Source organism: Streptomyces ortus (assembly GCF_026341275.1).
GTDB classification, from domain to species: Bacteria; Actinomycetota; Actinomycetes; order Streptomycetales; family Streptomycetaceae; genus Streptomyces; species Streptomyces ortus.
Window position 1 is genome coordinate 3,841,097 of record NZ_JAIFZO010000002.1, and the last position, 12,430, is coordinate 3,853,526.

Annotated in this window: 10 protein-coding genes; 7 read left to right on the forward strand and 3 right to left on the reverse strand. The window is 69.5% G+C overall.

The window, feature by feature from the left end; genetic code table 11:
* Positions 1–23: 23 nt before the first annotated feature.
* Entirely contained in the window at positions 24–1,103 is a 1,080-nt protein-coding gene (locus tag K3769_RS20205; protein ID WP_372514989.1) for a LacI family DNA-binding transcriptional regulator, read from the reverse strand.
* 208 nt (positions 1,104–1,311) lie between these two features.
* Between K3769_RS20205 and K3769_RS20210 the strand changes: the two genes are divergently transcribed.
* The 6 genes from K3769_RS20210 (at position 1,312) to K3769_RS20235 (ending at position 10,719) form a co-directional block, all read left to right on the forward strand.
* Positions 1,312–2,238 carry a carbohydrate ABC transporter permease gene (locus K3769_RS20210; RefSeq protein WP_267027809.1) on the forward strand — a complete coding sequence of 309 codons (927 nt, stop codon included), beginning with the start codon at positions 1,312–1,314 and terminating at the stop codon, positions 2,236–2,238.
* A 15-nt stretch (positions 2,239–2,253) separates the two neighbouring features.
* On the forward strand, positions 2,254–3,222 hold the full coding sequence (locus tag K3769_RS20215; RefSeq protein WP_267031456.1) for a carbohydrate ABC transporter permease: 969 nt from the start codon (positions 2,254–2,256) through the stop codon (positions 3,220–3,222).
* 80 nt (positions 3,223–3,302) lie between these two features.
* Positions 3,303–4,643, forward strand: a complete 1,341-nt coding sequence (locus tag K3769_RS20220) for an ABC transporter substrate-binding protein (RefSeq protein WP_267027810.1) — start codon at positions 3,303–3,305, stop codon at positions 4,641–4,643.
* Positions 4,644–4,737: 94 nt separating this feature from the next.
* Positions 4,738–6,792 (forward strand): beta-galactosidase, encoded by a 2,055-nt coding sequence (locus tag K3769_RS20225; protein ID WP_267027811.1) that lies wholly within the window; start codon positions 4,738–4,740, stop codon positions 6,790–6,792.
* 84 nt (positions 6,793–6,876) lie between these two features.
* Positions 6,877–8,931, forward strand: a complete 2,055-nt coding sequence (locus K3769_RS20230) for a glycoside hydrolase (RefSeq protein WP_267027812.1) — start codon at positions 6,877–6,879, stop codon at positions 8,929–8,931.
* A gap of 45 nt (positions 8,932–8,976) precedes the next feature.
* Positions 8,977–10,719: a dolichyl-phosphate-mannose--protein mannosyltransferase gene (locus tag K3769_RS20235; protein WP_372514990.1), complete on the forward strand. Its 1,743-nt coding sequence runs from the start codon at positions 8,977–8,979 to the stop codon at positions 10,717–10,719.
* Between the two features lie 99 nt (positions 10,720–10,818).
* Here the strand turns inward: K3769_RS20235 and K3769_RS20240 are convergent, their stop codons facing one another.
* Positions 10,819–10,995, reverse strand: coding sequence for a hypothetical protein (locus K3769_RS20240; RefSeq protein WP_267027813.1), 177 nt, complete (start codon positions 10,993–10,995; stop codon positions 10,819–10,821).
* 287 nt (positions 10,996–11,282) lie between these two features.
* On the opposite strand from K3769_RS20240, the gene K3769_RS20245 reads away from it, so the two are divergent.
* Positions 11,283–11,717 (forward strand): ATP-binding protein, encoded by a 435-nt coding sequence (locus K3769_RS20245; protein WP_267027814.1) that lies wholly within the window; start codon positions 11,283–11,285, stop codon positions 11,715–11,717.
* A 91-nt stretch (positions 11,718–11,808) separates the two neighbouring features.
* Here the strand turns inward: K3769_RS20245 and K3769_RS20250 are convergent, their stop codons facing one another.
* A complete protein-coding gene (locus K3769_RS20250; RefSeq protein ID WP_308216375.1) occupies positions 11,809–12,291 on the reverse strand; it encodes an ATP-binding protein in 483 nt (160 codons plus the stop codon).
* Positions 12,292–12,430: the final 139 nt, after the last annotated feature.

Below are 12,430 nucleotides of genomic sequence, written 5' to 3' on the forward strand. Positions count from 1 at the left end.
ACGCACCGGCCACCCACCGTGGCCTACCGCGACCGCGGCGCCCCCGCGCTGTCCCGCACCACGAGCCGCGTCGGCACCAGCGTCGTACCGTGCTCCGGGGTGTCCTGGCCCATCTGCCGCAGCACACCCTCGACGCAGCGCCGTCCCACCTCGGCGAAGTCCTGGTGGACGGTGGTCAGGGGCGGCAGGAAGGAGCCCGCCTCGGGGATGTCGTCGAAGCCGATGACGCTGACGTCGTCGGGCACGTACCGGCCCCGTTCGTGCAGCGCCCGCAGCAGGCCCAGCGCCATCTGGTCGTTGGCGGCGAACACGGCCGTGCAGTCCGGCTGTTCGGCCAGTTCGAGACCGGCCCGGTAGCCGGACTCGGCCGACCAGTCGCCGCGTACCAGCGGAGGCGTCGGACGGCCCGCCCCGGTGAGCTCGGCGCGCCAGGCGTCGGCGCGGCGCTGTGCCGCGAAGGACTCCTCGGGGCCCGCCAGGTGCCAGACCGTCTCATGGCCGAGGCCGAGCAGATACCGTACGGCGTCCCGGCTGCCGCCCGCCTGGTCGGTGTCGACCACGGTGTACCGGTCACCCGCGTCCGAGTCGGCCACCACCACCTTGATGTGGGGCGGCAGGGAGAGGGTCACGGCGTCGAGGAGGTGCACCTCCAGGATGACGATGACGGCGTCGACGGCCAGCTCCCCCAGCCGGGAGAACGCGCCGCGCACCTCATCCTGGGTGGGCACGGCGACGGGCAGCAGCGTCACGGCGTACCCCTCGTGCGCGGCGGAGGTCGCGATCGCCTCCAGCGTGCGGACGTTACCGGTGGTCGAAAGGCCGAAAGTGATCACGCCTATGGTGCGGAACTCTCCACGCTTGAGCGCGCGGGCGGCACTGTTGGGCCGGTAGCCCAGCTCGCGCATGGCCTCCAGCACCTGCTGCCTGGTCTCCTCGTTCACACCCGCGTAACCGTTGGAGACACGCGAGACGGTCTGCGAGGAGACGCCCGCCAGCCGGGCCACGTCCGCCATGGAAGCGCTCGCCGTCCGGCGGGAGGCCCGTTTCCTGGGACGCGCCGCCGCCTGCGGCCTGCTCGCCGAGGCGCTGTCCGCTGTGTCCACCCGTCCCCCTCGTCGTGTCCTTCGTCGTGCCGAACCGCAGTTTCCCCACATGACCCTTGACCACCGTCAACGGGGCAGTGTAGACATGCCGCCATCAGATGTTTACGTAAACATAACAGGCGGCGAGCTCCTGCGGACCTCCATGTTCACGCAAACATCATCGGCGCGGGACGCCGGGTTTTCGCGAGAGGGACGAGCGAGGAACGACATGACGACGCTACAACCGCCGGTGGCCGCCAAGCCGCGCAGGTCACGGCCTCCGGCACAGGGTGACCGCCGCTCCTGGACGGGGTGGGGTTTCATCGGTCCCTTCGTGGCCGTCTTCGCCCTCGTCTTCCTGGCACCGATCGCGTACTCGATCTATCTCAGCCTGTTCCGGGACCAGTTGATCGGCGGCACCCAGTTCGTCGGCTTCGACAACTACCAGCAGGCGCTGCAGGACGAGCGGTTCTGGGACTCGCTCGGCCGGGTCTCGCTCTTCCTCGCAGTCCAGGTCCCGATCATGCTCTTCATCGGCCTGCTGATCGCCCTGGCGCTGGACAGCGGCCGTCTCTACGGCACGGACTTCTTCCGCATCACGATCTTCCTGCCGTACGCCGTGCCCGCCGTGGTGGCCACCCTCATGTGGGGCTTCATGTACGGCACCAAGTACGGGCTGGTCGGTGACATCAACAGCGCGTTCGGTGTCACGCTGCCCGACCCGCTCTCCAGCGACCTGGTGCTGGCTTCCATCGGCAACATCGTGACCTGGGAGTTCATCGGCTACAACATGCTGATCTTCTACTCCGCGCTGAAGGTCATCCCGAACTCGCTCTACGAGGCCGCGGAGATCGACGGGGCCGGGCAGCTCCGGGTCATCACCGCCATCAAGCTCCCCGCGATCCGCGGTGCCCTCGTGATCGCGACGATCTTCTCGATCATCGGCAGCTTCCAGCTCTTCAACGAGCCGAGCATCCTGCGTCCGCTGGCCCGCAACGCCATCACGACCGACTTCACCCCGAACTTCTACACGTACTCGCTGTCCTTCAACGGACAGCAGCACAACTACTCCGCGGCGGTCGCCATCATCATGGGGCTGATCACCATGGTCATCGCCTATGTCGTGCAGCTTCGCGGCATGCGCAAGGGAGCGTGACCAGCAATGAGCAGCATGAGCGGCACGAGCAGTTCCGCCACCTCCGCCTCCCCGTCCGCATCCGCTCCGGCCACCGGCAGGACCGCCAGTACGGCCAAGAGCGTGCCCCGGCTGCGCAAGCGCCGTGAGCACTCCGCCGGGCGCCCGAAGCGCAGCGTCCTGCTGACCGTGCTCACCGGGCTGATCCTGGTCTACACCGTGGTTCCGCTGCTGTGGCTGGTGATCAGCGCGACCAAGACCCAGGAAGGGCTCGCCGACTCGTCCGGACTGTGGTTCGCCGACGACTTCGCCCTCTGGTCCAACATCCATGACACGTTCACGTACCACGACGGCATCTTCGTCCGCTGGCTGCTGAACACCCTGCTGTACGTCGGACTCGGGGCCGGCGGCGCCACCTTCCTGGCGATCCTCGGCGGCTACGCGCTGGCCAAGTTCGACTTCCCCGGTAAGCGCGGGGTGTTCGCCGTGGTCATCGGTGCCGTCGCCGTGCCGGGCACCGCGCTCGCGGTGCCGACCTTCCTGATGTTCAGCAAGATGGGACTGACCGACACCCCGTGGGCGGTCATCATCCCCTCGCTGGTCTCGCCCTTCGGCCTGTATCTGATGTGGGTCTTCGCCACCGAGGCGATCCCCGTCGAACTGCTGGAGGCCGCACGGATCGACGGGGCGGGCGAGGCACGCACCTTCTTCAAGGTCGCCCTGCCCCTGCTCGCTCCCGGCATCGTCACCGTCCTGCTCTTCACCACGGTCGCGACCTGGAACAACTACTTCCTGCCGCTGATCATGCTGAAGGACCCGGACTGGTACCCGCTGACCCTGGGCCTGGACGCCTGGAACAACCAGGCCCAGACGATCGGCGGTGACGTGATCTTCAACCTGGTGATCACCGGTTCACTGCTCACCATCGTGCCGCTGATCGCCGCGTTCCTGCTGCTGCAGAAGTACTGGCAGTCCGGCCTCGCCGCCGGAAGCGTCAAGGAATGACCGACCCACAAGCCACCACCCCCCTGAGCCGCACCTCCACCCTCACCCTGTCCCGCCCACGAAGAAGTGGAAGCACCTCCATGCGCAGAACGACCAACCGCCTGATGCGCGGCCTTGCCGTCCTCTCCGTCCTCGCCCTGGGCGCGACCGCCTGCGGTGGCTCCGACGACGACGGCTCCGGCTCGAAGCCGGTCTCCGCCGGCGACGTCCAGGCGGCCCTCAAGAAGGGCGGCTCGGTCACGGTCTGGGCCTGGGAGCCCACGCTGAAGACGGTCGCCGCCGACTTCCAGAAGAAGTACCCCAAGGTCAAGATCAACCTCGTCGCCGAGCGCTCGGGCGACAAGCACTACACCGCGCTGTCGAACGCCATCTCGGCCGAGAAGGGCGTCCCCGACGTCGCCCAGGTCGAGTACTTCGCGCTCGGGCAGTACGCCCTCACCAAGGGCCTCAGCGACCTGGCCCCCTACGGCGCCGACAAGCTGAAGTCCAAGTACACCGCCGGCCCGTGGAACGCCGTGACCCAGGGCAGTGACAAGGTCTACGGCCTGCCGATGGACTCGGGCCCCATGGCGCTCTACTACAACAAGAAGGTCTTCGACAAGTTCAAGATCGCGGTGCCGACCACCTGGGACGAGTACCTCGACGCGGCCCGCAAGCTGCACAAGGCCGACCCCAAGGTCTACATCGCCAACGACGCGGGCGACGCGGGCCTGACCACCAGCCTGCTGTGGCAGGCCGGTTCGCGCCCCTACAAGGTCGACGGCACCAACGTGAAGGTCGACTTCTCCGACGCGGGCGCCAAGAAGTACACCGACGTCTGGCAGAAGCTGATCGACGAGAAGCTCGTCGCGCCGATCAACGGCTGGACCGACGACTGGTACAAGGGCCTGGGCGACGGCACCCTCGCCACCCTGCCCAGTGGTGCCTGGATGCCCGCCAACTTCGTCACCGGCGTCCCGAACGCCGCGGGTGACTGGCGCGCGGCGCCCATGCCGGCCTGGACCAAGGGTGACAAGGCGAGCGCGGAGAACGGCGGCAGCTCGCTGACCCTGCCCGCGCTCGGCAAGAACAAGGAACTCGCCTACGCCTTCGTCGAGTACGCGAACTCCGGCGCCGGTGTGCAGAGCCGCGTCAAGGAGGGCGCCTTCCCGGCGACCAACGCGGAGCTCCAGGCGGACTCGTTCCTCAACACCGAGTTCAAGTACTTCGGCGGCCAGAAGGCCAACAAGATCTTCGCGGACTCCGCCGCCAACGTCGCCGACGACTGGTCGTACCTGCCCTTCCAGCAGTACGCCAACTCGATCTTCAACGACACCGTCGGCAAGGCCTATGTCGGCAACACCAAGCTGACCGACGGTCTGAAGTCCTGGCAGGACGCCTCCGTCAAGTACGGCAAGGAGCAGGGCTTCACCGTCGAATAGACGAGCCCGCCCCGCCGTCTCCCCCAGGTCCTGCCGTCGCGTTCCCGTCCACCGGGGAACGCGACAGCGGGACTGTGAACCCGGAAGGACCACGATGATCTCCACCCTCCTGTCCCAGCTGGACGGGCCGGACGGTGACCGCACCCCGCGTCTCGCGTACGGCGCCGACTACAACCCCGAGCAGTGGCCTCGCGAGGTGTGGGAGGAGGACGTCCGGCTGATGCGGGAGGCCGGTGTCAACCTGGTCTCCGTGGGGATCTTCTCCTGGGCCCGCATCCAGCCGACCGAGGACCAATGGGACTTCGGCTGGCTCGACGAGGTCATGGACCTGCTGCACGCCGGCGGCATCGGCGTCGACCTGGCCACCGCCACCGCGTCCCCGCCGCCCTGGCTCACCACCGCGCACCCGGAGATCCTGCCGGTGACCGCCTCGGGCGAGACGGTGTGGCCGGGAGCGCGCCAGCACTGGCGGCCCACCTCGCCCGTCTTCCGCGACCACGCGCTGCGCCTGGTACGCACGATGGCGGAGCGGTACGCGAACCACCCGGCGCTGGTGGCCTGGCACGTCTCGAACGAGCTGGGCTGCCACAACGTCTACGACTACTCGGACGACGCGGCCCGTGCCTTCCGTGACTGGCTGCGCGCCCGCTACACCACCCTCGACGCCCTCAACCACGCCTGGGGCACAGCGTTCTGGTCGCAGCGCTACAGCGACTGGGGCCAGATCCTGCCGCCCCGGCTGGCCGGCTCCCACCCGAACCCGACGCAGCAGCTCGACTTCAAGCGCTTCTCCTCCGACGCGCTGAAGGAGTACCTGATCGCGGAACGCGACGTGCTGCGGGAGATCACGCCGAATGTGCCGGTCACCACCAACTTCATGGTGATGGGCAACACCAAGGGCATGAACTACCCCGACTGGGCTGGTGAGATCGACTTCGTCTCCAACGACCACTACGTCCACCCCGGCCCGCAGGACCGCGACGAGCTGTCCTTCTCCGCCAACCTCACCAGCGGGATAGCGGGCGGGCAGCCGTGGTTCCTGATGGAGCACTCCACCAGCGCGGTCAACTGGCAGCCCGTCAACGTGGCCAAGCGGCCCGGGGAGCTGGCCCGCGACTCGCTGCTGCACGTCGCGCACGGCGCCGACGCCGTGTGCTACTTCCAGTGGCGCCAGTCGGCCGCGGGCGCCGAGAAGTACCACTCCGCGATGGTGCCGCACGCCGGTGCCGACAGCGAGGTCTTCCGCGCGGTCGTCGAGCTGGGGCAGACCCTCAAGGCGCTGGCACCGGTCGCGGGCTCCGAGCGCGAACCGGCCCGCGTGGGCATCGTCTACGACTGGGACTCCTGGTGGGCGAGCGAGCAGGACTCGCACCCCTCCGCCCTCCTCGACTACCGCCAGGAGGCCCTGGACTGGTACTCGGCGCTGCACACCCTCGGCATCCGCGCCGACGTCGTGACCACCACGACCGACCTCGACCGGTACGACGTCCTGATCACCCCGGTGCTGCACGTGGTCCCGGCACCGCTCGCCAAGGAACTCACGCGGTACGCGGAGGCCGGCGGCCATCTCGTCACCACGTACTTCTCGGGTGTGGTCGACGAGAACGACCACATCTGGCTCGGCGGTCACCCGGGCGCCCTGCGCGAACTGCTCGGTATCCGTATCGAGGAGTTCGGCCCGCTGCTCGACGGTGACTGGGTCGAGCTGGACGGCGATGCCAAGGGCACCCTGTGGACCGACCGGATCGACGTCACCGACCCCGCGGTGGACGTGCTGGCCCACTACCGCAGCGGCGCGTACGCCGGGCGGCCCGCGGTCACCCGCCGTGCGGTGGGCCAGGGCTCGGCCGCGTACGTCTCCACCCGGCTCGGTGCCGAAGGGCTCGCGGGACTACTGCCCGCGCTGCTCGGCCCGGCGGGCGTCGAGAGCGAACTGCCCGCCGCGGCAAGGGGATCGGTCGAGCAGACCGTGCGCCGCGGACCCGACGGCCGCTTCCTGTTCCTGGTCAACCGGACCGACGAGGACGTGCCCCTGGCGGGTCTCGCCGGAGAGGTCCTGGTCGGTGGCGCGGAAACCGGTGCCGGCACCGAGGGCGGTCTCGTCCTCGGGCCGAGGGCCGTCGCCGTACTGCACCAGCCCACCGCCTGACCGCACACGCTCCGCCCTCCCCGCATCTCCCCCGCACCTTTGACCTCCACCGCGCAGCGACCACACCTCAGTTGGGAGCACACGATGGCACGCCGTACCCGCAGCAGACGTCTCCTCGGAGCCGCCGGACTCACCGCACTGGCCACCGGGGCCGCGCTGACCCTGGCGCCCCCGTCCACCGCGCAGGCCCCGGCGGCTGACACCCCGTCGGTCACCGTCCGGCCCGACCCCTCGTACGAGCAGCAGAAGTTCGAGGGGTGGGGCACCAGCCTGGTCTGGTTCGCCAACGCGACCGGCGGCTACCCGAAGGAGATACGTGAGAAGCTCGCGAAGCTCCTCTTCGGGGACGACGGGCTCGCGCTGAACATCGCCCGGTACAACATCGGCGGTGGCAACGCCCCGGACGTCAAGGACTATCTGCGGGCCGGCGGTGCGGTGGAGGGCTGGTGGCGGGCGCCCGCCGGTACCACCCGGGAGGACACCGACTGGTGGAGCGCCGACGACCCGGCCGACTGGAACAAGGACGCCGACGCCACCCAGCGCTGGTGGGTCGACCGGATCAAGGACGACATCGACCGCTGGGAGACCTTCAGCAACTCCCCGCCGTGGTTCATGACGAAGAGCGGCTATGTGTCGGGCGGGTTCGACGCCACCGAGGACCAGCTCAGGACGGAGTCCGTGGACGACTTCGCCGCCTATCTGGCGGGCGCCACCAAGCGCCTCGAGAAGGCGGAGGGCATCAAGGTCGACACGATCGACCCGTTCAACGAACCCAACACCAACTACTGGAGCACCCGCCTGGGCGCCGACGGTGAGCCCGTCGGCGGCCGGCAGGAAGGGGCACATATCGGCCCCGAGCTCCAGCAGAAGGTGATCGCCGCCCTCGCCCCGGCGCTGAAGAAGGCGAAGGCCAAGGCGGAGATCTCGGCGATGGACGAGACCAACCCGTCCCTCTTCGCGACGAACTGGAACACCTACCCGCAGGAAGTGCGGGACCTGGTCGGCCGGCTGAACGTCCACACCTACGGCACCGGGCAGCGCACCACCGTACGGGACCTGGCCAAGGCGGCCGACAAGCCGCTGTGGATGAGCGAGGTCGAGGGCGACTGGGGTGACGGGCAGAGCTTCACGGACATGCGTCCGGGACTCGGCCTCGCCCAGCACATCGTCGACGACCTGCGGGAACTGGAGCCCACGGCCTGGGTGTTCTGGCAGCCCGTCGAGGACTACGACAACATGAAGCCGGGCGGCGAGTCCGCCAAGGGCGGCAACTGGGGCAGCATCCAGCTCTCGTTCAGCTGCACCTCGAAGGACACCCTGAAGTCGTGCCCGATATACACGAACACGAAGTTCGACACGGCCCGCAACTTCACGCACTACATCAAGCCCGGTGACCGCCTGATCAAGACGGACGACACGTCCAGCGCCGCCGCCGTCTCGAAGAAGGGCGACCGGGCGACGGTCGTCCACGTCAACAGCGCCACCGAGGCCCGTACGGTCACGGTCGATCTGTCGAAGTTCGGCAAGGTCGGCCGCCACGCCACCGTCACCCCCGTGGTGACCAGCGCCGACGGCAAACTGGACCGCCGCGAGGCCGTCGAGGTCAGCGACCGCAGGGCCACCTTCACCGTGCCCGCACAGTCCGTGACCTCGTTCCTGGTCAAGGGTGTCTCGGGGGTCGCGAAGGACGCAGCCGAGCTGCGCAAGGGCCACTCCTACACGCTGACCGGCGTGCAGAGCGGCAAGGCGCTCACCGTCGCCGACAACGGCACGGGCCTCGTCATCAGGAACGCGACCGCCGGCGCGCCGGGTCAGCAGTGGACGCTGCGCCAGATCTCGGGCGACACGGGCAACCGGCAGCGGTACGTGTTCAGCAACCCGGTGGAGGGCAAGCGGCTGGCCGTCCGTGACGGCGCCCCGGTGCTGGAGGCCGACACCGGCCCACGCGACCGGGCCACCCAGTGGATCATGTCGTCGACCGGTGACGGCACCTGGACCCTCGTCAACGCGGCCACCGGACGGCTCCTCGAAGTAGGCGGCCAGGCCACGAACGAGGGCGCGGCCGTGACGCTCTGGACCCCCAACTCCGGTGCCAACCAGCGCTGGAGGGTCGCGGAGGTGTCCAACCCGGCGGGTTAGCCACCGCCGTGGGCGTCGTCGGCACGGGTTCCCTACGATGACCCGGTGACCACTGACACCGCGTCGGAGCCGGGCCTCACCGCCCGCTCCGACGCCGACGCGCGTACAGAGACCGTGAAGCCGGAGTCCGGCGCCTGGGCGGGGCGGTTGCGCCGGTTCGGCTTCGTGGCACTCCCGCGCACCGACACCCGGGACCTTCTGGTCCCGCCGTTCCCGGAGCCCGGCACCCGCTTCGGGGAGGCCCTCGGTCTCGGCCCGGTGGCGGCGCACCGGCTCGCGAGGGCGCTGGGCTGGCTGGGTCCGCTCCTGGTGGCCGCCCTGGCGGGAGCGATCCGCTTCTGGCACCTGGGCAGCCCTCGGGGCCTGGTCTTCGACGAGACGTACTACGCCAAGGACGCCTGGTCGCTGCTCCGGCTCGGCTACGAGGGCACCTGGCCGGACCGCAAGGTCGCCGACCCGCAGGTTCTCGCGGACCCGCAGGTGGTCCCGCTCTCCGACGCCGGGGCTTTCGTCGCGCATCCGCCGCTGGGCAAGTGGGTGATCTCCCTCGGGGAGTGGATGTTCGGCCTGAACCCGTTCGGCTGGCGCTTCATGGTGGCGCTGCTGGGCACGCTGTCGGTGCTGATGCTGTGCCGGACGGGCCGCAGGCTGTTCCGTTCGACGGCCCTCGGCTGTCTGGCCGGACTGCTGATGGCCCTGGACGGCCTGCACTTCGTGATGAGCCGCATGGCGCTGCTCGACCTCGTCGTCATGTTCTTCGTGCTGGCGGCGTTCGGGGCCCTGCTCATCGACCGGGACCGGGCGCGGGCCCGTCTCGCGGCGAGTCTGCCCGTGGGCGAGGACGGGTTCGCGGGCCCCGACGCGCACACGGCCGAGCAGGCGGGCATGGGCGTACGGCCGTGGCGTATCGCGGCCGGGCTCCTTCTCGGCCTGGCCGCCGCCTGCAAGTGGAACGGCCTCTACTTCCTGGTCTTCTTCATGGTCATGACCCTGCTGTGGGATGTCGGCGCACGCCGCGTGGCCGGAGCCCATCGGCCGTACCTGGCCGTGCTGCACAAGGACGCCGGCTGGTCGGTGCTCTCCGTGGTGCCGGTCGCCGTGGCGGGCTATCTCGCCACCTGGACCGGCTGGTTCCTGTCCGACGGGGGCTACGGGCGGCACTGGGCGGAGGGGCGCGGGGGTCCGTGGTCGTGGATCCCGGCGTCCTTGCGCAGTTTGTGGCACTACGAGAGCCGGGTCTACGACTTCAACGTGGGTCTCAGCTCCTGGCACCGGTACGAGTCGAACCCCTGGAGCTGGCTGGTGCAGGGCCGTCCGGTGGCGTACTCCTACGAGACGGACTTCGTCCAGGACGGCTGCCGTACGGCCTCGGGCTGTTCGCAGGCGGTCCTCGCGCTGGGCACACCGCTGCTGTGGTGGTCCGCGTGTCTGGCGCTGCTGTATCTGCTCTTCCGGTGGGCCATGCGCCGCGACTGGCGGGCGGGGGCCGTGCTGTGCGCGGTGGCCGCGGGGTACCTGCCGTGGTTCCAGTACCAGGACCGCACGGTCTTCGCCTTCTACGCGGTCGTCTTCGTGCCGTATCTGTGCCTGGCGGTCGCGATGGCGGCGGGCGCGCTGGTGGGGCCGCCCGGGGCGGGCACCAGACGCCGGACGCCGGGCACGGTCGCCGCGGGCGCCGTGGTGCTGCTGATCATCTGGAACTTCGTCTACTTCTTCCCGGTCTACACGGGTGCGACGATCCCGTACTCCGAGTGGCACGCCAGGATGTGGTTCGACACGTGGGTATGACCGGGCGGACCGGCCCTCACGCGCGGACCGCACGGCGACGGGACGTCACCGTGCGGTCCGTTCTCGTGCTGTGTGCGAGCCTTGGGGGCGTCTCGCACCTCACCGCCTGCGGCCCCTGCTCCCCCACCCGGTGCCCACGCCGGAGACGTGCAGGGCCAGCACGGTCAGACCGATGAGCATCACGTTCGTCGAGGTGAAGGTGTCGTTGGTCGCGATGTCCGCGGCGTTGATCAGAAACGCGATGAAGAACAGGACTGCAGCTGCTATGCCGAGCACGGATTCTCCTCTTTCCGGTTGCGGGACGGGAGCGGCTCCCGTCCCAGACCTCCGTATGCCCCGGCCCGGCCGAAACAGACGCGGTAATCCGCCGTGGCCAAGCACCCATGAGTCGGTCCGATCGTGGTACTCGCCGATCACACAGGATTCACCAGAGACCACTGCGTTCCGGTTCACCCACCATCCCCACCGGACCCGGACGAGTAGACCCCTCGTCGTCGGGAAACAGCAGCGGTGGAAGCAGAGGATCAGCACAGCCCCGTGGGGAACGGGCTGGGGAAGGCGCAATGGCGATCGAGCCGCGTGGGGACGACAAACTGCCTTCTGAAGAGATGTACACCCGGACGACCACCTTTCCCGGCGAACTGCCCAACGTGACGGGCGCACGCCTCGCCGCGGAGGAGTTCCTCCTTGCCCTCACGCGTACGTCACCACCGGCGGCCCCCGAGCACTGGGACGACATCCTGCTGGTTGTCACGGAACTGGCGGCCAATGTGGTGCAGTACGCGCCGGGCCCCTTCGAGCTGCGTCTGCGGCGTACGTTCGACGGCGTGCACGTGACCATGCACGACACCAGCACCACACCGCCCGCCCCTCGCCCGTTCCATCCCGGCCGGGGCGACGGGGGTGTCGGATGGCATCTGATCCACACACTGTGCGACCAGGTGAGCGTGGTGGTGACCGACAAGGGCAAGGACATCCACGTGTTCCTGCCATGGTGAGAACCAGCACCGCCGTTCGGCGGGAACCCTCCCGGTACGGCCTCGGACGGAAATCGTCCGGGGCCGTTCGGCGTCCCGCCCGTGCGGTGTGTCAGACGAGCGGTACCAGCACGCTGACGGTCTTGCCGCCGCCCGGACGCGGGTCGACGGCGATGTCACGGGCCAGCCGGAGGATGACCGGCCAGCCGTAACCGCTGCCGTGGTGCTTCGTCGGCAGGTTTCCCGGCCCGAAGGCGGCGTCGGGGACGACGTCACTGTTGTCGTGCACGGCCAGCCGTACCCCTTGAGGTGTGGGCGTCACCTCGAACCCGGCCAGCCCGCCCCCGTGCCGGACGGCGTTCGCGGCCAGCTCCGAGACGACCAGTGAGAGATCGATGAGGGCCGCCTCCGTCGCCGTGCGGTCGGCGTTGTTCCAATGCTCCAGCACCACGCTCCGTGCGTACGCGCGGGCCATCGCCGCGGTCGTGACGGGGGCCGGTCCCGGCGCCGCCGTCGTGACCGGGGCAGGCGCCCATGACATCATCCCGGGCGGGCCGGCCGCGGACGCGATGGCGGTCGTGTCGGTTCGGTCCATATGCGTCGTGTCCCTGCACTCTGAATCTTCGGTGCCCGGCGCCGGCCCGGAGCCGTCGAGCGGCTTCCCGGACCGGGCACCGTCCCCGGCACCGCCTTCACCTGCGCCTCGTCGAGGGGACGAGTGGCCGCGCAGTCGT